The 21,221-nt window shown below is 65.1% G+C and carries 23 protein-coding genes; 15 read left to right on the top strand and 8 right to left on the bottom strand.

The window, feature by feature from the left end; all coding sequences use genetic code 11:
- Nucleotides 1–27 precede the first annotated feature (27 nt).
- The 4 genes from BAU07_RS07060 to BAU07_RS26725 all read left to right on the top strand — a co-directional run bounded on the left by BAU07_RS07060 (nt 28) and on the right by BAU07_RS26725 (nt 2,976).
- Nucleotides 28–210, top strand: a complete 183-nt coding sequence (locus BAU07_RS07060) for a hypothetical protein (RefSeq protein ID WP_066655319.1) — start codon at nt 28–30, stop codon at nt 208–210.
- 125 nt (nt 211–335) lie between these two features.
- Nucleotides 336–1,793, top strand: a complete 1,458-nt coding sequence (locus BAU07_RS07055) for a cytochrome ubiquinol oxidase subunit I (RefSeq protein ID WP_066664984.1) — start codon at nt 336–338, stop codon at nt 1,791–1,793.
- Nucleotides 1,794–1,796: 3 nt separating this feature from the next.
- Nucleotides 1,797–2,804 carry a cytochrome d ubiquinol oxidase subunit II gene (cydB, locus tag BAU07_RS07050; protein WP_066655317.1) on the top strand — a complete coding sequence of 336 codons (1,008 nt, stop codon included), beginning with the start codon at nt 1,797–1,799 and terminating at the stop codon, nt 2,802–2,804.
- A gap of 55 nt (nt 2,805–2,859) precedes the next feature.
- A complete protein-coding gene (locus tag BAU07_RS26725) occupies nt 2,860–2,976 on the top strand; it encodes a DUF2474 domain-containing protein (protein ID WP_335617537.1) in 117 nt (38 codons plus the stop codon).
- A 14-nt stretch (nt 2,977–2,990) separates the two neighbouring features.
- On the opposite strand, the gene BAU07_RS07045 is transcribed toward BAU07_RS26725, so the two are convergent.
- From BAU07_RS07045 to BAU07_RS07035, 3 genes are read right to left on the bottom strand one after another with little or no spacing between them, the layout of a single operon-like run.
- The gene (locus BAU07_RS07045; protein WP_084025458.1) at nt 2,991–3,896 is read right to left on the bottom strand and encodes a polysaccharide deacetylase family protein; all 906 of its coding nucleotides are present in this window, start codon (nt 3,894–3,896) and stop codon (nt 2,991–2,993) included.
- A 36-nt stretch (nt 3,897–3,932) separates the two neighbouring features.
- On the bottom strand, nt 3,933–4,889 hold the full coding sequence (locus tag BAU07_RS07040) for a tripartite tricarboxylate transporter substrate binding protein (RefSeq protein ID WP_066655316.1): 957 nt from the start codon (nt 4,887–4,889) through the stop codon (nt 3,933–3,935).
- Nucleotides 4,886–5,656, bottom strand: coding sequence for a GntR family transcriptional regulator (locus BAU07_RS07035; protein WP_084025456.1), 771 nt, complete (start codon nt 5,654–5,656; stop codon nt 4,886–4,888). Before BAU07_RS07035 ends, BAU07_RS07040 begins: the two co-directional genes overlap by 4 nt.
- A gap of 99 nt (nt 5,657–5,755) precedes the next feature.
- Between BAU07_RS07035 and BAU07_RS07030 the strand changes: the two genes are divergently transcribed.
- The 3 genes from BAU07_RS07030 to BAU07_RS07020 all read left to right on the top strand — a co-directional run bounded on the left by BAU07_RS07030 (nt 5,756) and on the right by BAU07_RS07020 (nt 7,884).
- Nucleotides 5,756–6,634 carry a 2-oxoglutarate and iron-dependent oxygenase domain-containing protein gene (locus tag BAU07_RS07030; protein WP_084025455.1) on the top strand — a complete coding sequence of 293 codons (879 nt, stop codon included), beginning with the start codon at nt 5,756–5,758 and terminating at the stop codon, nt 6,632–6,634.
- Nucleotides 6,635–6,785: 151 nt separating this feature from the next.
- Nucleotides 6,786–7,253: a nuclear transport factor 2 family protein gene (locus BAU07_RS07025; protein ID WP_066655313.1), complete on the top strand. Its 468-nt coding sequence runs from the start codon at nt 6,786–6,788 to the stop codon at nt 7,251–7,253.
- A gap of 46 nt (nt 7,254–7,299) precedes the next feature.
- The gene (locus BAU07_RS07020) at nt 7,300–7,884 is read left to right on the top strand and encodes a TetR/AcrR family transcriptional regulator (protein ID WP_066655311.1); all 585 of its coding nucleotides are present in this window, start codon (nt 7,300–7,302) and stop codon (nt 7,882–7,884) included.
- 2 nt (nt 7,885–7,886) lie between these two features.
- Here BAU07_RS07020 and BAU07_RS07015 read toward each other — a convergent pair whose 3' ends face one another.
- Nucleotides 7,887–8,618: a FadR/GntR family transcriptional regulator gene (locus BAU07_RS07015; RefSeq protein WP_066664980.1), complete on the bottom strand. Its 732-nt coding sequence runs from the start codon at nt 8,616–8,618 to the stop codon at nt 7,887–7,889.
- A gap of 121 nt (nt 8,619–8,739) precedes the next feature.
- Here BAU07_RS07015 and BAU07_RS07010 point away from each other — a divergent pair, with 121 nt between their 5' ends.
- The 5 genes from BAU07_RS07010 to BAU07_RS06990 are packed head-to-tail and all read left to right on the top strand — an operon-like array spanning nt 8,740 to nt 13,998.
- The gene (locus BAU07_RS07010; RefSeq protein ID WP_066655309.1) at nt 8,740–9,618 is read left to right on the top strand and encodes a fumarylacetoacetate hydrolase family protein; all 879 of its coding nucleotides are present in this window, start codon (nt 8,740–8,742) and stop codon (nt 9,616–9,618) included.
- A gap of 39 nt (nt 9,619–9,657) precedes the next feature.
- A complete protein-coding gene (locus BAU07_RS07005) occupies nt 9,658–10,638 on the top strand; it encodes a Bug family tripartite tricarboxylate transporter substrate binding protein (protein WP_066655307.1) in 981 nt (326 codons plus the stop codon).
- A 5-nt stretch (nt 10,639–10,643) separates the two neighbouring features.
- Complete coding sequence (locus tag BAU07_RS07000) at nt 10,644–11,114, top strand: (2Fe-2S)-binding protein (RefSeq protein ID WP_066655304.1); 471 nt, start codon at nt 10,644–10,646, stop codon at nt 11,112–11,114.
- Nucleotides 11,111–13,252 carry a xanthine dehydrogenase family protein molybdopterin-binding subunit gene (locus BAU07_RS06995; protein ID WP_066655302.1) on the top strand — a complete coding sequence of 714 codons (2,142 nt, stop codon included), beginning with the start codon at nt 11,111–11,113 and terminating at the stop codon, nt 13,250–13,252. The genes BAU07_RS07000 and BAU07_RS06995 overlap by 4 nt, the downstream gene beginning before the upstream one ends.
- Nucleotides 13,253–13,302: 50 nt before the next feature.
- On the top strand, nt 13,303–13,998 hold the full coding sequence (locus tag BAU07_RS06990) for a molybdate ABC transporter substrate-binding protein (RefSeq protein WP_066655301.1): 696 nt from the start codon (nt 13,303–13,305) through the stop codon (nt 13,996–13,998).
- Nucleotides 13,999–14,022: 24 nt separating this feature from the next.
- Here BAU07_RS06990 and BAU07_RS06985 read toward each other — a convergent pair whose 3' ends face one another.
- Both BAU07_RS06985 and BAU07_RS06980 read right to left on the bottom strand, forming a co-directional pair.
- Entirely contained in the window at nt 14,023–14,292 is a 270-nt protein-coding gene (locus BAU07_RS06985; protein ID WP_066655300.1) for a hypothetical protein, read from the bottom strand.
- A gap of 41 nt (nt 14,293–14,333) precedes the next feature.
- Entirely contained in the window at nt 14,334–14,576 is a 243-nt protein-coding gene (locus BAU07_RS06980; protein ID WP_066655296.1) for a hypothetical protein, read from the bottom strand.
- Between the two features lie 434 nt (nt 14,577–15,010).
- Between BAU07_RS06980 and BAU07_RS06975 the strand changes: the two genes are divergently transcribed.
- Nucleotides 15,011–15,343 (top strand): virulence factor, encoded by a 333-nt coding sequence (locus BAU07_RS06975; protein WP_066664979.1) that lies wholly within the window; start codon nt 15,011–15,013, stop codon nt 15,341–15,343.
- An 85-nt stretch (nt 15,344–15,428) separates the two neighbouring features.
- Here BAU07_RS06975 and serS read toward each other — a convergent pair whose 3' ends face one another.
- Entirely contained in the window at nt 15,429–16,775 is a 1,347-nt protein-coding gene (serS, locus tag BAU07_RS06970) for a serine--tRNA ligase (protein ID WP_066655294.1), read from the bottom strand.
- Nucleotides 16,776–16,820: 45 nt separating this feature from the next.
- The gene (locus tag BAU07_RS06965) at nt 16,821–18,161 is read right to left on the bottom strand and encodes a replication-associated recombination protein A (protein ID WP_066655292.1); all 1,341 of its coding nucleotides are present in this window, start codon (nt 18,159–18,161) and stop codon (nt 16,821–16,823) included.
- A 160-nt stretch (nt 18,162–18,321) separates the two neighbouring features.
- Between BAU07_RS06965 and BAU07_RS06960 the strand changes: the two genes are divergently transcribed.
- Nucleotides 18,322–19,590 carry an amino acid deaminase gene (locus BAU07_RS06960; protein WP_066655290.1) on the top strand — a complete coding sequence of 423 codons (1,269 nt, stop codon included), beginning with the start codon at nt 18,322–18,324 and terminating at the stop codon, nt 19,588–19,590.
- A 71-nt stretch (nt 19,591–19,661) separates the two neighbouring features.
- Entirely contained in the window at nt 19,662–21,221 is a 1,560-nt protein-coding gene (locus BAU07_RS06955) for an ABC transporter substrate-binding protein (RefSeq protein ID WP_066655288.1), read from the top strand.

The raw sequence follows: 21,221 nt of genomic DNA, 5'->3' as shown, positions 1-21,221 counted from the left end.
TCTTTTCTTATCCAGAAGGAGCGTGACATGACTCACCCGCAGAACGACGATACCCCCAAGCAGGCGGACGACCAGCGCCGCGAATCGCAGCGCAGCCACGGCGATGAGCAGCATCGCACCAAGAAAGACGGCCACGCGACGCAACTGGGCACGGGAATGGACCAGAACAGCAGCCGTCAGCAGGGCGCGGGCGCACGCCGGCAACGCTGACCGGCATGTCCGCCGGAACTGCGCCGTATCCGGACATACGCGACTGAACCTGTACGGGGATGCGGGCGGGCGCTATGCTTGCCCGCATCGACGATCAGGCCCGATGCCGCATCGGGGGAAGCCATATGTTCGGATTGGATGCCTTGACCTTGGCCCGGATACAGTTCGGGTTCACGATTTCCTTCCACATCATCTTTCCCGCGATCACCATCGGGCTGGCCAGCTACCTCGCCGTGCTGGAAGGCCTGTGGCTGACCACCCGGCGGCCGCTGTATCGCGAGCTGTATCACTTCTGGCTGAAGATCTTCGCCGTGAACTTCGGCATGGGGGTGGTCTCCGGGCTGGTCATGGCGTACCAGTTCGGCACGAACTGGAGCTACTTCTCCAGCTTCGCCGGAGGCATCACCGGCCCGCTGCTGGCCTATGAAGTCCTGACCGCCTTCTTCCTGGAGGCCGGCTTCCTCGGCGTGATGCTGTTCGGCTGGAACCGCGTCGGGCCAGGCCTGCATATGCTTTCGACCGTAATGGTCGCCATCGGCACGCTCATCTCCGCTACCTGGATACTGGCCTCCAACAGCTGGATGCAGACGCCGCAGGGCCATGAGATCATCGACGGACGCGCGGTGCCGGTGGATTGGCTGCGGGTGATCTTCAACCCTTCTTTCCCGTACCGGCTGGCGCACATGGTGGTCGCCGCCTACCTGAGCACGGCGCTGCTGGTGGGCGCCAGCGCGGCCTGGCACCTGCTGCGGGGAAACGCTACCCCGGCAGTGCGCAAAATGTTGTCCATGGCCATGTGGATGGCGCTGCTGGTGGCGCCCATCCAGGCCATGATCGGCGACATGCACGGACTCAACACCCTGCAGCACCAGCCCGCCAAGATCGCTGCGATCGAGGGCCACTGGCAGCAGCCCCCCGCCGGCGAAGGTGCGCCGTTGTTGCTGTTCGGCATTCCCGACATGGCCGCCGAAACCACGCGCTATCCCATCGAAGTCCCCCATCTGGGCAGCCTGATCCTGACCCACACCTGGGACGGCAAGGTGCCGTCGCTGAACGAGTTCGCGCCGCAAGACCGGCCCAACGCGACCGTGGTGTTCTGGACGTTCCGCATCATGGTGGGGCTGGGCGTGCTGATGATATTGCTCGGGCTCTGGAGCCTTTGGCTGCGCCGCGGCGGGCGGCTGTATACGCAGCGCGGCTTCCTGCGCTACGCGCTGTGGATGGGCCCGGCCGGACTCGTAGCCATACTGGCGGGGTGGATGACGACCGAGATAGGGCGCCAGCCCTGGATCGTGTATGGGATCATGCGCACCGCGGACGCGGTGTCGCCGCATGGCGCGGGACAGTTGGGCTTTACGCTGGCCCTGTTCGTGGTGGTCTATTTCATCGTGTTCGGCGCCGGCGTGGTCTACCTGCTGCAGCTGATCCGCACCGGTCCACGCCCCCATGACGACGCCGCTCCCCCGGAAGGCGGCCCCGGACAGGATCGTCAACCGATGCGGCCGCTGTCCGCGGCGCCGGACCGGCCACCGGCCCCATCCGCCGCATCCGCCGCATCGGCGACATCGACCACGGGAAGTTGAACAATGGGTATCGACCTTCCGCTGATCTGGGCCGTCATCATCCTGTTCGGCATCATGATGTACGTCATCATGGACGGCTTCGATCTGGGCATCGGCATCCTGTTTCCCTTCTTTCCGCGCAAGGAAGACCGCGACATCATGATGAACACGGTCGCGCCCGTGTGGGACGGCAACGAGACATGGCTGGTCCTGGGCGGCGCGGGACTGCTGGCCGCTTTCCCGACCGCCTATGGGATCGTGCTGAGCGCTTTCTACCTGCCGATTATCCTGATGCTGATCGGCCTGGTCTTCCGGGGGGTCGCCTTCGAATTCCGCTTCAAGGCGAGTGAACGCCGCCGCCACTGGTGGGACAAGGCATTCATCGGCGGGTCCGCGCTGGCGACATTCGCCCAGGGCGTGACCTTGGGCGCCTATATCGGCGGCATCGAGGTGCGCGAAGGCAGCTACAGCGGTGGGGCATTCGACTGGCTCACGCCGTTCAGCGTGTTCACGGGCGTGGCTCTGCTGGCCGCCTATGCCCTGCTGGGCAGTACGTGGTTGGTCATGAAGACCGAAGGCGAGCTGCTGGCGCGGATGCGGGTGGTCGCCCGGCGCGCCGCCTGGGCCGTGGCGTCGGCCATCGCGGTCATCAGCATCTGGACGCCCTTGTCCGATCCGCGCATTGCCGAAAGGTGGTTCAGCCTGCCCAATCTGTTCTACTTCGCCCCGGTACCGGCGCTCGTCGCGCTATTCCTGTATCTGCTGATGCGGACGGTGGGGCGCGACGCCCATGCTGCGCCGTTCGTGTGCGCGCTGGCGCTCGTGTTCCTAGGCTACACGGGCCTGGGAATCAGCCTATGGCCCAACGTAATACCGCCCGCCACGTCGATCTGGGACGCCGCGGCACCGGCCCAGAGCATGGGCTTTGCCCTGGTCGGCGCACTCTTGATCATTCCCGTGATCCTGATGTACACGGCCTGGGGATACTACGTGTTCCGCGGCAAGGTGCGCAGCGGCAGCGGGTATCATTAAGCGTCTCCATGCTGGCTGCGCCCATGCATGGGCGCCTGATGGAAACACCATGCGAATGTGGAAACGACTGGGCTGGCTCCTGGCGATCTGGGCCGCGAGCGTCGCCGTGCTGGGCGCGGTGGCGCTGCTCGTGCGCTGGGCGATGGGCCTGGCCGGGCTGTCGGCGCCCTGATCCGGCGTCCGTTGTCAGCGCGTCATGGCGCGGGCGAAATCGCTCTGCACATAGTGCTCCATGATCTCGCGCCCCGTGGCCAGCCATACGCCCTCATGCCGGCAGATATATTCGAGCGCCGAATCGAGCGCCCCGATGCGATGCGGCAAACCGGTCACGAAGGGATGCACGGCGATCGCCATGACGCGCGCCGACGTTTCGCCTTCCCGATAAAGTACGTCGAACTGCCGCTTGATCATGGCTTCGAACTCGGGCACCGAGACTTTCATGTCGTAATAGGCCGGCACATCGTTCGTCTGCACGCTATACGGCAGCGACACCATGGGCGGCGCGCCGACCTGCATGGTATAGGGCTGGTCATCGTTGATCCAATCGCAGACATAGCGGATGCCGGCTTCGGACAGGTATTCCAGCGTACGCCAGGTTTCGGCCAGGCCAGGGCCCAGCCATCCGACCGGCCGGGTCCCGCACGCCTGCTCGATACGGTCGACCACGTCCATGATGGCCCGGCGCTCATGTTCCGGCGGCATTTCATCGAGGCGCAGCGCGTTCGTACCGCCGTGCCCCAGGAACTCCCATCCCCGGCGCGCCGCCTCATCGACAATTTCGGGATGGTGATCGCAGAGTTCGCTGTTGAGCGCGGCGCTCGCGCGTATGCCATAGCGACTGAGCGTATCCATCAGGCGCCATACGCCCACCCGGTTGCCGTAGTCGCGCAGCGACCAGTTGCGCACGTTCGGGATTCTGGCGGTGTCGCGCGGCACCCGCTCGTTCAGCCGCCCGGGCATCACGTCGTCCAGGCCGAAGAACTCGACGTTGGGGTTGACCCACAGCGCCAGGCGCGCGCCGCCCGGCAGCGAGAATCGCGGCCGGGCGGGCATGGGGATATAAGGGAAAGGGCCGTAGCGGCGCGGCTGCATGGAGACTCCTTCAGGCGCAGCAATGAATGAACGAACTCACTCCGCCTTGATGCCGGCTTCCTTGATGAGTTTTTCCCACTTGGTCCGCTCGGCCAGCAGCAGGCGCCCGAAGTCTTCAGGCGAACCCCGCACCACGTCCTGGCCCATCGCGATAAAGCGTTCCTGGACATCGGGCCGCTGCAGAACACGATTGAGCGCGGCATTGATCTGCCGGATGATGGCGGGCGGCGTACCGGCCGGCGCCACCAGGCCATTCCAGGTGGTGGCCGTGTAGCCCGGTATACCGGCCTGGATCATGGTCGGAACGTCCGGCAGGGCCGCCGTTCGCGCTTCATCGGTGACCGCCAATGCGCGCAGTCTACCCGCCTTGATCTGCGGCACGGCCAGGGGCAGCACGCTGAACATCATTTGCACCTGTCCGCTCATCACATCCTGGATGGCGGCCGGCCCTCCGCGATACGGCACATGCGTCAGGCGTATGTCCGCATCGCGCTCGAAAAGCGCGCCGGCCAGATGCAGCGACGTGCCGATGCCGGAGGATGCATAGTTCAGTTCCCCCGGATGCTCTCTGGCGTACTCGATGAGCGCCGCCACCGAATCGACGGGCAGCGCGGGATTGACGACCAGCACGTTCGGCACACTGCCGACCATCCCGATGGGAACGAAGTCCTTGGCGGGATCGAATGGCAGGCTCTGGTAAAGGCTGGCGTTGGTGACCAGGCCGGGCGCGGCCATGAGCAGGGTGTGGCCGTCGCGCGGCGCCTTGGCGACGAAGTCCATGCCCAGGTTGCCGCCTGCGCCCGGCCGGTTGTCCACGACAACGGGCTGCCCCAACTCCTCCGCCAGCCCCGGCGTGATGGTACGCAGCAGCACATCCGCGCCGCCGCCCGCCGGGAACCCCAGCACGATCCTGATGGGATGGTCCGGATACGCACCGGCCGCCGCCGCGCAGAAGAGCAGTACCAAGCCACAAAGCAAGCGACGCAGGATCATGACTTCTGCCCCTCGGAGGATTCGTCGACGGGATCTGGTATCTCCGGCGGTGACCAGAAAAATTCGGCCGTATACTGATAGCGGTCTTCACGGAAATAGTTGTCCGTCCAGCGGATGGGCCTGCCGTCCTGCAGATACGTGTTCGCCCGGACATGCATGACAGGCGCGCCCAGCCCGATTCCCAGCATCTCCGCGACATGGGGTTCGGCACGACCGACAACGACGGTATGGATGCTTTTTGCAATCCTCAGGTCGAAGTCGTTCCACATGATGTCGTGCAGACTGCGATGCGCGAACTCGTCCGCCGCCCGGTACATTGCCTCGGGCAGATAACTTTCCACGACAGACAAGGGCTCGCCGTCCAGGTAATTCATACGGACCAGCTTCAGGACCTGCGCGCCTTCCCTGAGCTGCAGGAACGCGGCTACCGCTGGCTTGGCCCCGACCAGTTCCACGGAGACGATCGTCGGCCGGCTATCCAGGGTGGCGTGCAATGGATCGGAGAGATTGCTGACATATTTGCTGGGGCGCGCTTCCCCCACCCGTCGCGTCCCCACCCCGCGCTGGCTGCTCAACAATCCTTCTCTTTTGAGCAGGCTTAGCGCATGCCTTACCGTGGTCCGGCTTACCCCGAACTCCCGGCACAGTGTTTGCTCGGTGGCGAGCTGGTTGCCCTGTCCCCATTCGCCCGCCTCTATCCGCCGCCGCAGGACCTGGGCGATCTGGTGATAGACGGGCACGCCAGCGGATAGAAACTGCGTAGACATTCGTATTTGTTTATTGAGTGACCCAGCTTTGAGGCTGCACGCCCTTGGAAACGTTGCATCAGGTTTCCCACCATCCGACCAGAGGAAGGCCCTTCGGCAATGGCTTATTCTGATTCCATCCCCATCGTAGAGGCGGCCGCCCTGTTCCAATCCTCCGATCGATCCGCTAAACGGCGCATCATCGGTGAAATGCGCGCTGCATGCCTTGATACGGGCATGTTCTACGTGGATGGGCACGGTCTCCCCCCGCGAATCTTACGGGCAGTCTACATGTGCTCCACAGGTTTTTTTTCTTTACCGGCAGAATTCAAAACACATGTTTCGGTGAACGCCGACGGGCAAGGCTATATCGCGGCGCGACGGTCTGTGTTCGACAGCGCAAAGACCACCCCGGCGGGCGAATTCCATGCCTTGGGCGCCGATGGGATGGCGGGCGACGCGGTGAAGCGCTCCACGGAAGCGATCCCAGCGCCCGGGCATGGCGACCACGGGGCGGCTGTAATGGAAAAGTACTATCACCACGTGCTGGGCATGGGCTCGATGCTGCTGGACGCCTTGTCGCAAGTTAGCGGAGGGGCGGACGCTTATCGCTGCATGGCGCAACACCCGATGCTTTATGCGCAATTGCTATCCCGTGCGCCCGCTTCGGCACCGCCGGCAGGCCTGGCCACCCCCCCCGCGCAGCCGATGGTCATCCTTTGGCGTGATGGGGTCCGGGACGTCCGCATCTCCGGCATAAACCGCATAGGCGCCGTTCCCGCCGATCCCCCGGGTCCCTTCGCCGTGAAGGTGGCCGACATGATGGCCCGCTGGGCCAGCGACCTGTTGGTGAGCGCGCCGCATCTCGTCCTCGACGAGGCTGGCAACAAGCACTATCGCATTCCGGTCTTTCACGACGCGGATGACGACACGCTGGTGGACTGCGTCGAACGCTGCGCCAGCAAAGGCGGGGCGGCAAACCGCGCCCGATTGATGTAACGGCGCGCGGACAGCCGAACCCCGCGCCGGCTGTCGCCAGGATGGAGTCGCCCCGGGGTATTGCAATTTCCTGTACTGATCGGTACATTGACGGAAACCGGTAGACGACTTCGCCGGTACCCCCTCACCGTCACACTGCCGCAGGTGCCCCATGAACTCACGCCCGCCATTGCCGCCCTTTTCCCGCGAGACCGCCATACAGAAAGTCCGCCTGGCCGAAGACGGCTGGAACACACGTAACCCGGAAAAAGTCTCCCTGGCCTATACCGAGGACACGGTGTGGCGCAACCGCGCCGAATTCGCGCGCGGCCGCGACGAAGTGGTCGCCTTCCTTACCCGCAAATGGAAAAAGGAGCTGGACTATCGCCTTATCAAGGAGCTCTGGGCGCATGACGGCAACCGTATCGCCGTACGCTACGCATACGAATGGCACGACGATTCCGGCAACTGGTACCGTTCGTACGGCAATGAGAACTGGCAGTTCGACGATGCCGGACTGATGAAATTCCGCCACGCCTCGATCAACGACGTGCCGATCAAGGAATCGGAACGCAAATTCCATTGGCCATTAGGTCCGCGACCGTCCGATCATCCGGGGCTGAGCGAACTGGGCCTGTAATCCAACCGGCACGCCGCTCGGGGCGTGCCTCCAGGGACACGTCTGCATGGGAAAAACCGTCGCCGAACGCCGGGACATCATCCCGGCACTCGCCGAGATATTCCGCACCTACGGATATGAAGGGGCCAGCCTGACCCGGATCACGGAAGGCACCGGCCTGGGCAAAGGCAGCCTGTATCACTTCTTCCCGGGCGGCAAGGAAGAGATGGCGACAGCCGTTCTGGCGCATATCGATGGCTGGTTCCAGCAGCACGTCTATGCGCCATTGCGCCGGCCTGCGGAGCCCGCGGAGTGCGTGGCGCAAATGTTCGACGAGGTGTCCCGCTATTTCCTCTCCGGCCGCAAAGTCTGCCTGGTTGGCATGTTCGCCCTGGGCAACGAGCGTGACCGCTTCGCGGAGGCGGTATCCGCCTACTTCCGCGATTGGGCGGCCAGCCTGGCGAGCACGCTGCAACGCGGCAATGTGGCGCCCGATCAGGCCCACGCACTATCCGAAGAAATTGTCGGGGGCATTCAGGGCGCATTGGTCATGGCACGCGCCTGGCGGGAGCCGCAGGTGTTCGCGCGGATTACCGATGCCTTGCGGCGCCATGCCATGGCGGCGCTGGACCGAAGCGGCCCGGCCGGCTGACGCTACTCGCCGAAAAGATTGCGCTGGATCTGGTCCAGGTGCGCCGTCATCAAGCCTGCCGCCTGGCTGGCGTCGCGATCGCGAAGCGCATTGACCATCGCCCGATGCTGGTGCTCATACTCGGCGCGGCGGGCCGGCGTTAATGAATTGCGCTTCAAGCGGCCCCATTCGCCCTGCTCCCGGACCTGGTTCATCAGGTCCAGTATCCGGATGAAGAACGCGTTATGGGTGGCCAGGGCAAACGCCTTGTGCAGGGCGCCATCCCACTGTTCGAATTCCTCGATGGTGGCCGCGGCCTCGGATTGCTCCAGGCAATGCGTCATCGCCGCGAAATCGGCTGCCGTCGCGTTGCGGGCGATCAATCCGGGCAGGAGCGGCTCGATCAGCCTGCGCGCTTCCATAAGCTCGGCCGGGCTGACGTTGGTATCGGACTGCGCGGCCGGCCCGGGCTGAACCAGTGCCTCGGCATGTTGCGAGACGAACGTCCCGCTACCGACGCTTTGGGTGATAAGGCCACGCTCGCGCAAATCGGCCAGGACCCTGCGCACCGAACCGCGCGAGGCACCGAAACGCACACTCAATTCGCGCTCCGGCGGGAGCTTGACGCCCGCCCGCAGGCGGCCGCCCAGGATCTCTTCGAGCAGGTGGCGCGCAAGCGCCTTGGCGCCCGGCGACCTCAAGGCCTGCTCTGCGGGCCGGCCGGCCGGCGCGACCGTGATATCCAACGTATCCATGCGCGGCAGCATATCGAAAGAGTACCAATTGGTCAATATCTCTCGGCTTTGGCGCTTGCGCACCACGCACATTGGTACTAAATTACGGGCCTATTTTGACCAATTGGACCCAGGAGTTTTCATGAAATTTGCCCAGCTTTCCCATCAGGGCCAGCGCGTAATTGCAGTAGTGGACACCGACAAAAGCCAGTTTTGGCCCGTTTCCGAGCTGGTGCCGGGCTTCTCCGGCGACATGGTCCAGTTGGTCCAACAATACGAAGAAATCAAAAGCAAATTGCAACCCTCGGGCGCCGGCAGAGCGCTGGAAGGCGCCCGGATCCTGGCGCCCATCGATCAACCTCGCCGCAACATCTTTTGCGTGGGGAAGAACTACCACGAGCACGCCGCTGAATTCAGCAAGTCCGGCTTCGACAGCAGCGCCAAAGAAGGTGAACACGCGCCGGAGGCGCCCGTCGTTTTCACCAAGCCTTCGACCACGGTCATCGGCCCGGGCGACAAAATCCCTCCGCACAGCAACGTCGCCAAGCAACTGGACTATGAGGCCGAACTGGCGGTCGTGATCGGCAAGCCCGGCCGCGGCATCAAGAAGGCCGATGCCTTCAAGCATGTGTTCGGCTACACCATCGTGAACGACTTCACCGCGCGCGACCTGCAAAAGCTGCATCGCCAGTGGTTCCTGGGCAAGTCGCTGGACGGCTTCTGCCCCATGGGACCGTATGTGGTGACGGGCGATGCGCTGAACGCAGAAAAACTCGACGTGAAATGCTGGGTCAACGGCGAACTGCGCCAGAACTCGAATACCTCCCTGTTGATTTTCGACATCCCCACGCTGATCGAAACCATTTCGGCCGGCATCGAACTCCAGCCTGGTGACGTGATCGCGACCGGCACGCCGGCCGGCGTCGGCATCGGCTTCAACCCGCCCAAGTTCGTCAAGTCCGGCGATGTCATCAAGATCGAGATCCAGGACATCGGCGTGTTGGAAAACAGCGTCGCCTGAATCCGGCGCCCTATATCAAAGATCGAGGAGACACCAGCGATGAAACCTGTTCTGCGCGGCCTGGCGGTCGCGGGACTGGCCGCGGTCGCGGCATTCGGCGCCAGCGCGCCGGCCGTGGCGGCGCCCTATCCCAACCATCCCGTTACCATCATCGTGCCATTCGGCGCCGGCGGGTCGGCCGACGTCTACGCGCGGGTATTGGCGCAGCACCTCGGCCAGGAAACCGGCCAATCCTTCGTGGTCGAGAACCGGCCTGGCGCCGGTGCGGTCATCGGCACGCAGTACGTTGCCAAGTCCGCGCCCGACGGCTACACGCTGTTGATGATGTCCAATACGCAGACCGTCAACGAGTCCTTGTTGCACAACAAGCCGTACGCGCTGATGCGCGACTTCGTCGCGGTCGCGCCGGTCAACGAGGCTCCGCTGGTCCTGGTCGTCCGCGACAACCTGCCCATCCAGAGCGTGCAGGAGCTCATCAAGCGCGCCAAGGAAAAGCCGGGCCAGTTGAACTATGCGTCCTCCGGGACCGGCACGCCCTACCATATGGCCGGCGAACTGTTCAAAAGCATGGCCGGCGTCGATATCGTGCATATCCCGTACAAGAGCAGCGGCGGGGCGCGCACCGACGTGCTGGGCGGACAGGTCGACATGATGTTCGACGCGGTCAGCACCATGGCGGATCTGATCCAGTCCAAGAAGGTCCGCGCCCTGGCCACGACAGGGACGACACGCTCCAACGTGCTGCCTGGCGTGCCGACCATGGCCGAGGCTGGCGTGCCGGGATATACAGCCACCATCTGGCTGGGCATTCTGGCGCCCAAGGGCACGCCCAAGGAGGTGGTGGATTTCCTGAACGAGAAGATCACGAAGATCGCCAGCCAACCCGATGTGGCGTCCGTCTGGGCGAAAAGCGGTGTCACGCCGATGAAGATGACGCCAGCCCAATTCACGGACTACCTGAACGGCGACATCGACAAGTGGGGCAAGATCGTCAAGTCGGCCAACATCAAGGTGGATTGAACGCCATGACGGACGGCGCGGGTATCTCGTTCACGCTGAACGGCCAGGCCGTGCGGCTGCAGGTGGAAAGCGAGCGCTGGCTGCTCGATGTCCTGCGCAACGACCTCGATCTCAAAGGCAGCCACTTCGGTTGCGGGTCGGGCGAATGCGGCGCCTGTTTCGTCCTGATCGATGACCATGCCGTGCCGGCCTGCAATACGCCCATGTGGTCCGTAGCGGGCAAGCACGTGGTGACATCCGAAGGGCTGGGTACGCCGGCGTGCCCGCATCCGCTGCAAACCGCGTTCATCGCCGAACAGGCTGCGCAATGTGGCTATTGCACCTCCGGCATGCTGATCGCCGGCGCAGCGCTGCTCAAACGCTGCCCGCAGCCCTCCGACGCCGATATCCGCGCCGGCATGGAGCGCAACCTGTGCCGTTGCGGCACCCACGTGCGTGTCATGCGCGCCATCCACCGCGCGCAGGCATCGTCATGACCGCGGCCACACCGCTACCCTTCAGCCTGCAAGGCAACCCACGCCTGTCGACCTGGTTGCGCATCGACGCCGCGGGTTACGTGGAGGTCCGCTCCGGCAAGGTCGAACTCGGCCAGGGCATCCTGACCGCCCTGGCCCAGATTGCCGCGGAAGAACTGGACGTCGACTTCACGCGCGTGCGCATGGCGCCCGCCAGCACGGCGGGCAGTCCGGACGAAGCCGTGACGTCCGGCAGCCTGTCGATACAGCACTCCGGCGCCGCGCTGCGCCACGCCTGCGCGCAGGCGCGTGCCATTTTCCTGGCGGAGGCCGCTGCGCGACACGGCGTGCCGATGGACGCGCTGCGGGTGCTCGACGGGGTCATCCATCATGGTGAGCGGCCGCTGGCCAGCTACTGGGACATGGACGGCGACACGCTGCTGGACTGTGCCCTGCATGGCGATGTCACGCCGAAGGAACGCGCCCGCTATGCCATCGTGGGTACGGCCCAGGCGCGTGCCGACATCGCCGACAAGGTGTTCGGCCGCTTCCGCTTCATTCACGACCTCGTTCTTCCCGGCATGGTGCACGGGCGCATGGTCCGCCCGCCCTCTCCTGCGGCCGAGCTGCTGGACTGGGACGCGGCGACGGTATCGGGCTGGAAGGGCGTGGTCGCCGTGGTGCGGGATGGCTCGCTGGCCGGCGTGATCGCGGATACGGAATCGCTGGCCGAACGGGCAGCGGCGGCCCTGGCCGCATCGGCACGCTGGCGCGAGAGCCCGACGCTGCCCGATGCCGACGCGCTGCCCGCGTGGCTGAAGACACTGCCCACCGTGGATCTGCGCCTGGGCGACGCCGGGGAAAATCCGCGGCCATCCGACGCCACGGCGCCTGCCACCAGGACGCTGCGCGCCGCCTATAGCAAGCCCTTCATCAAGCATGGATCGATCGGCCCCTCCTGCGCGGTAGCCCTGGCACAGGGCGCGAACCTCGAAGTCTGGAGCCATACACAGGGAATATTCAACCTGCGCAAGGACCTGAGCCTGGCCCTGGGCCTGGCCGAGAGCGCCATCGTGGTGCGGCATATGCAAGGCGCAGGCTGCTACGGGCACAACGGTGCGGACGACGTGGCCTTCGATGCGGCGTGGCTGGCAGGCCACTGCGCGGGCCGGCCGGTACGGGTGCAATGGTCGCGCGCCGACGAACTGAACTGGTCGCCGCTGGGGCCGGCCATGTCGATGGCGCTGCAAGCCGATGTCGATGCGCGCGGCCAGGTCACCGCCTGGCGCCATGAGCTCTGGAGCCCCGGCCATGGCTTGCGTCCCGGCCGCGCCGCGTCGCCGACCTTGCTGGGCAGCTGGTACCTGGCCAGCCCCTTCGAAAGACTGGCGTCGGTGGACGCGCCGCGTGCCGCCGGGGGCGGCGCCGATCGCAATGCGGAGCCCATTTATCGCTTCCCCGCCAGCAGCGTCGTATGCCATCGGGTGCTCGACGTCCCCATGCGCACGTCGTCGCTGCGTGCGCTGGGCGCCTACGGCAACGTCTTTGCCATCGAGTCCTTCATGGACGAATTGGCGCACGCGGCAGGCGTCGATCCGCTGGCCTATCGGCTCGCGCACCTGCAGGACCCGCGCGGCATCGCCGTCCTGGAAAAGGCGGCCGCCATGGCGCAATGGCCGTCCCGCAGCGGCCCGCCTGGCGAGGGCCAGGGCCGAGGGATGGGTTTTGCCCGCTACAAGAATACCGGCGCCTATTGCGCCGTCGTGGCGGATGTCGACGTGCAGGAGCGGGTCCGCGTACGGCGCCTGTGGATCGCGGTGGACGTCGGCCTGGCGATCAATCCGGACGGCGTACGCCAGCAGATCGAAGGCGGCGCGCTGCAGGCGGTCAGCTGGACATTGATGGAATCCGCCCGCTTCGATCGCATGCGCATGCTGGGCGACAACTGGGAACACTATCCGATGCTGCGCTTTCCCGATGTCCCGGAAGTCGACATCGCCATCGTCCAGGACGCCGGCGGCGATCCGCTGGGCGCCGGGGAAACCTCCCTGGGACCCACCGCGGCCGCGATCGGCAACGCGGTATTCGATGCCTTGGGCGTGCGCGTGCGCGACCTGCCCCTCACCTTCGAAAACATAACTCACGCCATGCAGGCCTAGCGCGCATATTGCCGCACTAAAGCCCGGCACTCCGACAAACAAGGAACGACATGAATCTCACGCTTTTCAGCGGCGGCGCCGCCAAGGCCGTGGCCACGGGGCTGCAGGCCGACTTCGAGCAACGCCACGGCTGCACGCTGGCCGCGACTTTCGGCGCGGTGGGCACCATGCGCGACAACCTGCTCGGTGGCGCTCCTTGCGATGTGGTCATCCTGTCCGAGGCTTTGATCCGGGATCTGGAGCGCCAAGGCCACGTAGTGCCGGGTAGCGCGCGTCCTCTGGGGCGCGTCGAAACCGGCGTGGCGGTTCGCACGGGCACCCCACCTATCGCCGTGGGCGACGGCGAGGCGCTGAAGGCGACGCTGGCCAAGGCCCAGGGCCTGTACGTGCCTCACCTGACGCAGTCGACGGCGGGCCAGCACATCGCCGGCATGTTGCGCAAATTGGGCCTGGAAGAGGCATTGGCCGGCCGCATTCACGAGTATCCAAACGGCGCCGTGGCCATGGGTGAACTGGCCAGGTCTTCAGGCGAAGACATGATCGGCTGCACCCAGGTGACGGAAATCCTGTACACCCCGGGCGTGACGCTGGTCTCCGAACTGCCACAGGGCTATGGCCTGAGCACGGTCTATACCGCGGCGTGCTGCACGCGCGCGGCCGATCCGGCGCTGGCGGCCCGCTTCGTGGAAGCGCTGGGCGGTGATGAATCCCTGGCACTGCGCAAGCGGGCGGGCTTCGTCATCTAGCCGCTCCGACCGTGTCAGCCCCGGTTAGCGGTGAAACACCCGCCGCATGGCGAGTGCGGCGGCCGTGCCGATCACCAGGGTGAAGAGAATGGCTGCGACGGCGAGGATGGCCGCGTGGTCCGCGAAAGGCCCAGCGGCGGTCAGATAGAGCACCCAAGCCCCGTTGACCACGGCGAGCAAGCCGCAACCCGTCACGGTCGCGCCGACGCGACGGGCGCGTGCGAAAAATGCACCGCCCAATATGGCGATGGCCACTATCGTGGCCATGCCCCAGAACAAATTTTCGTAGGCCATTGCACTGCCGCCGTCACCGAAAAGCGGCAGTGTAACGGCAATCAGCCGTGCGGATATTCCGGCTCGCCGTTGTAGCGCACGCCGCGGATACCCTGGAACAGTTGGCGGCAGTTGAGCTCCGCCTCGTCCTGCGACGTGAATGTGCGTCCGCCGACCATGGGCCAGCATTTCTCCGGGGCGTTTCCACCTATCCGGCGGGTCCACACCTGGACGCGGTATTTGCGATCGCCCTCGGCTGCCACCGCGCAACGAATACGAAAGCCATTGACCGTGCGAGTTTCCATGTGCCCCCCGGATAAGTTAGGCCCGCCGGCCGGGATGGCGGCGGTTGAGGCGCATTGTGCCGTCCGCATGGGACGCCTTTATTGCCGACTCGAAACAAAGAGCGATAAAGATTGTCCAAGTGCTTAACGCCTGCGGACTGGCAGCTGTGCGCCCATTTGTGCGCCACAGAGTCCCCTTTGTTAGGCTTTGTAAGTTGGCCGCCAAAGCCGGACTACCGGTCACTTGTTTCACCGGATTTCGGGGTGCGTTTTAGCCCGCAGAAACGAACCACTCAAAAATACCCAAATCCACAAATGCGCACAGGACGGCAGGCGGCGTGTAGCGGATTGTCGCCTTTTGCCCGGGCGTGGCGGCTGCACGGGGTACCGGTTTGGCCGACAATAGGGGTGTCAATTTACATCGCTGCCCGGCAGCAAAGGCAGGTGCAATCATGATGAAACGTTGGATAGTCTCCGGCCTCGGCGCCGCAGCCCTCCTGGCATCGGGCGTCGCGTTGGCCCGTGTGGATGTGGGCATCTCGATCGGCGTACCACCGGTGATCATCGGTGGCCCGGTCTATGCCGCCCCGGCCGCGCCCGTCTACGTCGCCCCGCCGCCGGTCTATGTTGCGCCCGCGCCTGTCTATGTAGCGCCGCGCCCCGTGTATGTAGCCCCGCGCCCGTACTACTACCCAAGGCCGGTCTATTACCATGGCGGCCCGCGCTACTACCGCGAACGCTATGACGGCCATGGGCATGGCCATGGCCGTGGCCACGGGCGCCACTAAACGCATGCCACCGGGCGTCATTCGCGCCCTCTCCCAAAAAAGAAACCCGCCTCGGCGGGTTTCTTTTTTGCCGGGTGCGCGCCGCTCAGGGACGCAGCACGGAGAGCCCACCCATATAGGGCTGCAGTACCTCCGGCACCAGCACGCTGCCATCGGCCTGTTGGCAATTCTCGAGCACGGCCACCATGGCGCGCCCCACGGCCAGGCCCGATCCATTCAAGGTGTGCACGAATTCCGGCTTGCCCGCGGCGTTGCGGAAGCGGCCCTGCATCCGGCGCGCCTGGAAGTTTTCGCAGTTGGAGACCGACGAAATTTCGCGCCATGCGTTCTGCGCCGGCAACCATACTTCGAGGTCATACGTCTTGGCCGAGTTGAAGCCCATATCGCCCGTGCACAGCAGCATCACGCGATAGGGCAGGCCCAGCAGCTGCAGCACGCGTTCGGCATGGCCAACCATTTCGTCCAGGGCGTCATAGGAGGTTTCGGGCCGCACGATCTGCACCATTTCCACCTTGTCGAACTGGTGCTGCCGTATCATGCCCCGCGTATCGCGACCGCCGCTGCCGGCTTCCGAACGGAAGCAGGGCGTATGCGCCGTCAGCTTCATGGGCAAGTCGGCATCGGCCAGGATGGTGTCACGCGCGACGCTGGTCAGCGTGACCTCCGACGTCGAGATCAGGTATTGGTCTTCGCGCACATAGGGCCGTCCTTGCGCATCCTCGCGCGGATCGTCATCGCCGCCGCCCTTGGTGACCCAGAACATGTCGTCCTTGAACTTCGGCAACTGACCGACTCCGTACAGGGTCGAACTGTTGACGATGTAGGGGGTATAGCACTCCGTGTAGCCATGCTGGCCGGTGTGCAGGTCCAGCATGAACTGCGCCAGCGCGCGGTGCAGGCGCGCCGCCTGGCCGCGCATGAAGGAAAAGCGCGCACCGGACAGCTTGGCGGCCAGGTCGAAATCCAGGCCCAGCGCCTCGCCGACCGCCACATGGTCCCTGGGCTCGAAAGGCAGGGGCGCCGGATTGCCGTCCGGTGCCGCGGCCCCGGGGATCCAGCGGCGGACCTCGACATTATCGTCGCTCGATGCGCCCACCGGCACGCTGGGATGCGGCAGGTTGGGCACGACGCGCAACAGCTCGGTCAGGGCCTCTTGGAGGCCGGCCAGTTCTTCTTCGAGTTCCTTCAGCCGGCCCGGCAGCGCCTGTGATTCGGCCATGACGGCGCTGGCATCCTGCCCCTGGGCCTTCAGCTGGCCGATCTGCTTGGCCAGCGCATTGCGCCGCGCCTGCAAGGATTCGGTTTCGGTCTGCACGGACTTGCGGCGCGATTCCAGCGCATTGAAGCGCTCCATGTCGAATTGCACGCCGCGGGTCTTGAGCCGGTCGACGACGGTTTGCAGGTCTTTGCGCAGCAGGGTGGGGTCAAGCATGATTCTCGGGGGACGGGGGTTGCGAATGGCAAAGCCGGGAAGGCTCTACCGCTTGTCGGTCCTGGCCTGGGCGTCGAGGTCGCGCAGGAAGGCCAGCTTTTGCTGGATTTTAGCTTCCAGGCCGCGGTCGGTCGGCTCATAGAAACTGGGGTTCATGCCGTCGGGGAAATAATGTTCGCCCGCCGCATAGCCATGCGGCTCGTCATGCGCATAACGGTAGGCATGGCCGTGTCCCAACTCCTTCATCAGGCGGGTAGGCGCATTGCGCAGGTGCGGCGGCACCGGGGCGCTGCCATTCTGCTCGGCAAAACGCCGCGCGGCGTTGTAGGCGTTGTACACGGCGTTGGACTTGGCCGCGCACGCCAGGTACACCACCGCCTGGGCCAAGGCCAGCTCGCCTTCGGGCGAACCCAGGCGTTCGTAGATATCGGCCCCGTGCAGGGCGATTTCCGTCGCGCGCGGGTCGGCCAGGCCGATATCCTCGATGGCCATGCGCACGATACGGCGCGCCAGATAGCGCGGGTCGGCGCCGCCGTCGATCATGCGGGCGAACCAGTAAAGCGACGCATCGGGATCCGAGCCGCGCACCGACTTGTGCAGCGCGCTGATCTGGTCGTAGAAGGCGTCGCCGCCCTTGTCGAAGCGCCGCAGGTTCTGCGACAGGGATGTTTCCAGCCATTCCGAGTCCACCGTGTCGCGATGGGCAGCCTGCGCCGACTCGGCCACGACCTCCACCGCGTTGATCAGCCGGCGCGCGTCGCCATCGGCCCAACCGGCGAGTTGGTCGCGGGCGCTGTCGTCGAAGCGGATAGGCGGGTCGTTCTGCGCCGTCGCGTTGAGCTCCTCGAGTGCGCGGTCGATGAGTTGCGCCAGTTCTTCGCGGGTAAGCGGTTGGAGTACGTACACCCTGGCCCGCGACAGCAATGCGGAATTCATCTCGAACGACGGGTTCTCGGTCGTCGCGCCGATGAAGGTGAACAGGCCGCTTTCCACATAGGGCAGGAAGGCGTCCTGTTGCGCCTTGTTGAAGCGGTGCACCTCGTCGACGAACAGAATCGTGCGCCGCCCCTGGCCTTGGGCCACCTGCGCGGTAACGACGGCGTCACGTATGTCCTTGACACCGCCCAGCACGGCGGAGATGGCGATGAACTGCGCGTCGAAACCATCGGCCATCAGTCGCGCCAGCGTGGTCTTGCCGACACCCGGCGGCCCCCAGAAGATCATCGAATGCGGCCGGCCGGACTCGAAGGCAACGCGCAGCGGCTTGCCCTCGCCGAGCAGGTGCGACTGGCCCACCACATCGGCAAGCGTGCGCGGCCGCAGCCGTTCGGCCAGGGGTACATGGGCCCGGAACGCCGGGTCCCCGGCGAACAGATCATTGCTCATTGGGAGAAAGCGGGATAAGGCGGAGTCGAGGGTGTATTACACCAGATATGGAAACCGCTGCTGGCCTGGCCTCTCCGGGAAAACCCCGGCTGGTTCTGTAAATTATTTTCAGGATAATTGAAAAACACCAAAAACCCGGTAAAAGTTTTCAGGATAGCCAATGCAGGACGCCTCCCTCTACCCGCCTCTCGATCCCTACGGCAAAGGCCTGGGCGCCCTGCCGGAGGGCGCCGCCCCCGCGGACGTGGGCCGGCTGGGCTGGAACCTGCTGGCCGAAGACGTCAGCCTGCCCGTCGCCGTCCTGTACGAATCCCGCGTCCGCCACAACCTGGGCTGGATGCAGGCCTTCATGCAGGCCTATCAGGTGCAACTGGCGCCGCATGGCAAGACCACCATGAGCCCCGCCCTGTTCCATCGCCAGCTCGATGCCGGCGCCTGGGGCATTACGCTGGCGACCGCCCCGCAGGTCCATGCCGCCTACCACCATGGGGTGCGCCGCATCCTGATGGCGAACCAGCTGGTCGGCAAGGCCAATATGGCCCTGACCGCGCAATTGCTGGCCGATCCCGCCTTCACGTTCTACTGCCTGGTGGACGACCCCGCCAATGTCGCGCAACTGGGCCGCTACTTCGCGGAACAGGGCCGGCGGCTGCATGTCCTGATCGAACTGGGCGTCGAGGGCGGCCGTACCGGCGTGCGCGACGACGTCGCGCTGCGGCGGGTCACCGACGAAATCGCGCGCTGGCCGCAATCCCTGGCGCTGGCTGGCGTGGAGATCTACGAAGGCGTGCTGTCCGAGGAAAGCCGCATCCGCGCCTTCCTGCAGCGCGCCACGGCGACCCTGCGCGCCTTGCAAGCCGACGGTGCCCTTACCGCGCAAGGCCCCGCCATACTCACCGGCGCCGGCTCGGCGTGGTTCGATGTCGTGGCGCAGGAATTCTCCGGCCTGGACATCGGCCGGCCGCTGGAAATCGTATTGCGTCCAGGCTGCTACCTGAGCCACGACGTCGGCATCTACCGCAGCGCGGCCGAACGCATCGGCCGCGAGAACGACGTGGCCCGCGCCATGGCGCCCGGGCTGCTGCCCGCCTTGCAGGTATGGGCCTATGTGCAGTCGCTGCCGGAACCGGGCCGCGCCATCATAGGCCTTGGCAAGCGCGACGCCGCTTTCGATGCGGGGCTGCCCGTTCCGGCGCGCCACCATCGTCCCGGCCGTTCGGCTCCCACGGACACACCGTCCGGCTGGGAACTGACCGCGATGATGGACCAGCACGCCTTCATGCGCATCGGCGCCGATAACGACATCCAGGTCGGCGACATGATCGGCTTCGACATTTCGCATCCGTGCCTGACTTTCGACAAGTGGAAGCAGGTACTGCTGGTGGACGACCACTACCGTGTCGTCGATATCGCCCAGACTTTTTTCTGACTCCGTTTTTTTCCGACTCCGTTTATCCCGCACGGCGGCGCCTGCCGTCCCGAACTTCTGGAGCACGCTAAATGAACGCATTGGTCTCCCGTCGCCGCGACGGGCTGAAAACCCTGTTGCTCGCCGCCGCGCTGAGCGTCGCCGCGTTGGGCTGTCCCGCCGGCGCCGCGCCGGTCAAAGGCGGCACGATCTCCGTCGCCACCATCGGTGAACCGCCCACGCTGGACCCGATGGCCAGCACGGCCGACCTGGTGGGGATCATCAGCCAGCATATCTACGAAACGCTTTACACCTTCGACGCCAAGTGGAATGTGACGCCGCTGCTCGCGGAGAAACTGCCCGTCATCAGCAGCGACGGGCTGACCTACACCATACCGGTACGCACCGACGTGACCTTCCACGACGGCAGCAAAATGACGGTGAATGACGTCATCGCATCCCTGCAGCGCTGGACGACCACGGCATCGCGCGGCAAACAGATCGCGTCCCTGATCGCGGGCATCGATGCACCGGACGACCACACGGTGCGCATCACGCTGAATCAGCCGTACGCACCGCTGCTGGCTTTGCTGGCGATGAACAACGGCGCGGCCGTCATCATGCCCAAGGCGCGCATGGCGGCGACGATCACCGAATACATCGGCACCGGCCCCTACATGGTCAAGGCACGCGTGCCAGACCAATACCTGCAACTGGCGCGCTATCCCGGCTACAGCGCGCGCAGCGGGGAACCCGACGGCTACGGCGGCGCGCGCATGCAATACCTGGACGAAATCCGTTTCGTGCCCGTGCCCAATGCCAATACCCGCGTGGAAAGCGCGGTGGCCGGCCAGTACGACTACGTCGACGCCATTCCGGTGGAGTCGGCCGCCAAGCTGAAGTCCGGCAGCTCGCAAGCCCTCTTGCTCAAGCCCTTCGGCTGGCCGCGGCTGGTGCTGAACACGCGCCAGGGCATCATGGCCAACGTGAAGATGCGCCAGGCGGTACAGCTGGCGCTGAACGAGGAAGACATGCTGGCGGCGGCCTTCGGCAGCACCGACTACTACGCGGTCGACGGCGCCATGTATCCCAAGGGCTATCCCTGGCACACGGACAAGGGCGCAAAGGCCGTCTACAACAAGGCCGATGCGGCGGGCGCCAAGAAGCTGATCGAAGCGTCCGGCGTCACCGACCGCACCATACGCATCCTGACCAGCCAGCAGTACGAATTCCATTACAAGATGGCCCTGGTCGCGGCCGAATATCTGAAGCTGGCCGGCTTCAAGGTGGACATGCAGGTTGTCGATTGGGCCACGTTGACACAGCGCCGCCAGGATCCCGCGCTGTGGGATATCTTCATTACGCACAGCCCTTTCCTGCCCGAACCGGCGCTGATCGATTTCCCGTCCAAGACTTCACCGGGATGGTGGGACACGCCGTTGCGCGACAAAGTCCTGACCGCCTTCAACCGCGCCACCACCCAGGATGAACGCGTGCAGCGCTGGGCCGACGTACAACAGGCCATCTTCGACGAGGTGCCCTTCATCAAGGTGGGCGACTTCAACGCGGTGGCCGCGAAGTCGCCGGCGCTGGAAGGCGTGACGGCCGCGCCGTGGCCGTACTTCTGGAATGCCTGGAAGGCGCCCAAGTAA

The sequence above is a fragment of the Bordetella flabilis genome, from assembly GCF_001676725.1.
GTDB classification, from domain to species: Bacteria; Pseudomonadota; Gammaproteobacteria; order Burkholderiales; family Burkholderiaceae_B; genus Bordetella_C; species Bordetella_C flabilis.
The sequence above is the reverse complement of the archived record's forward strand: the minus strand, read 5'-3'. Positions and strand labels throughout refer to the sequence as shown.

What these genes read in the sequence shown, in the direction of transcription:
- BAU07_RS07060 (WP_066655319.1), top strand. Translation starts at nt 28, where the DNA reads ATGACTCACCCGCAGAACGACGATACCCCCAAGCAGGCGGACGACCAG.
- BAU07_RS07055 (WP_066664984.1), top strand. Translation starts at nt 336, where the DNA reads ATGTTCGGATTGGATGCCTTGACCTTGGCCCGGATACAGTTCGGGTTC.
- cydB (WP_066655317.1), top strand. Translation starts at nt 1,797, where the DNA reads ATGGGTATCGACCTTCCGCTGATCTGGGCCGTCATCATCCTGTTCGGC.
- BAU07_RS26725 (WP_335617537.1), top strand. Translation starts at nt 2,860, where the DNA reads ATGTGGAAACGACTGGGCTGGCTCCTGGCGATCTGGGCCGCGAGCGTC.
- BAU07_RS07045 (WP_084025458.1), bottom strand. Translation starts at nt 3,896, where the DNA reads ATGCAGCCGCGCCGCTACGGCCCTTTCCCTTATATCCCCATGCCCGCC.
- BAU07_RS07040 (WP_066655316.1), bottom strand. Translation starts at nt 4,889, where the DNA reads ATGATCCTGCGTCGCTTGCTTTGTGGCTTGGTACTGCTCTTCTGCGCG.
- BAU07_RS07035 (WP_084025456.1), bottom strand. Translation starts at nt 5,656, where the DNA reads ATGTCTACGCAGTTTCTATCCGCTGGCGTGCCCGTCTATCACCAGATC.
- BAU07_RS07030 (WP_084025455.1), top strand. Translation starts at nt 5,756, where the DNA reads ATGGCTTATTCTGATTCCATCCCCATCGTAGAGGCGGCCGCCCTGTTC.
- BAU07_RS07025 (WP_066655313.1), top strand. Translation starts at nt 6,786, where the DNA reads ATGAACTCACGCCCGCCATTGCCGCCCTTTTCCCGCGAGACCGCCATA.
- BAU07_RS07020 (WP_066655311.1), top strand. Translation starts at nt 7,300, where the DNA reads ATGGGAAAAACCGTCGCCGAACGCCGGGACATCATCCCGGCACTCGCC.
- BAU07_RS07015 (WP_066664980.1), bottom strand. Translation starts at nt 8,618, where the DNA reads ATGGATACGTTGGATATCACGGTCGCGCCGGCCGGCCGGCCCGCAGAG.
- BAU07_RS07010 (WP_066655309.1), top strand. Translation starts at nt 8,740, where the DNA reads ATGAAATTTGCCCAGCTTTCCCATCAGGGCCAGCGCGTAATTGCAGTA.
- BAU07_RS07005 (WP_066655307.1), top strand. Translation starts at nt 9,658, where the DNA reads ATGAAACCTGTTCTGCGCGGCCTGGCGGTCGCGGGACTGGCCGCGGTC.
- BAU07_RS07000 (WP_066655304.1), top strand. Translation starts at nt 10,644, where the DNA reads ATGACGGACGGCGCGGGTATCTCGTTCACGCTGAACGGCCAGGCCGTG.
- BAU07_RS06995 (WP_066655302.1), top strand. Translation starts at nt 11,111, where the DNA reads ATGACCGCGGCCACACCGCTACCCTTCAGCCTGCAAGGCAACCCACGC.
- BAU07_RS06990 (WP_066655301.1), top strand. Translation starts at nt 13,303, where the DNA reads ATGAATCTCACGCTTTTCAGCGGCGGCGCCGCCAAGGCCGTGGCCACG.
- BAU07_RS06985 (WP_066655300.1), bottom strand. Translation starts at nt 14,292, where the DNA reads ATGGCCTACGAAAATTTGTTCTGGGGCATGGCCACGATAGTGGCCATC.
- BAU07_RS06980 (WP_066655296.1), bottom strand. Translation starts at nt 14,576, where the DNA reads ATGGAAACTCGCACGGTCAATGGCTTTCGTATTCGTTGCGCGGTGGCA.
- BAU07_RS06975 (WP_066664979.1), top strand. Translation starts at nt 15,011, where the DNA reads ATGAAACGTTGGATAGTCTCCGGCCTCGGCGCCGCAGCCCTCCTGGCA.
- serS (WP_066655294.1), bottom strand. Translation starts at nt 16,775, where the DNA reads ATGCTTGACCCCACCCTGCTGCGCAAAGACCTGCAAACCGTCGTCGAC.
- BAU07_RS06965 (WP_066655292.1), bottom strand. Translation starts at nt 18,161, where the DNA reads ATGAGCAATGATCTGTTCGCCGGGGACCCGGCGTTCCGGGCCCATGTA.
- BAU07_RS06960 (WP_066655290.1), top strand. Translation starts at nt 18,322, where the DNA reads ATGCAGGACGCCTCCCTCTACCCGCCTCTCGATCCCTACGGCAAAGGC.
- BAU07_RS06955 (WP_066655288.1), top strand. Translation starts at nt 19,662, where the DNA reads ATGAACGCATTGGTCTCCCGTCGCCGCGACGGGCTGAAAACCCTGTTG.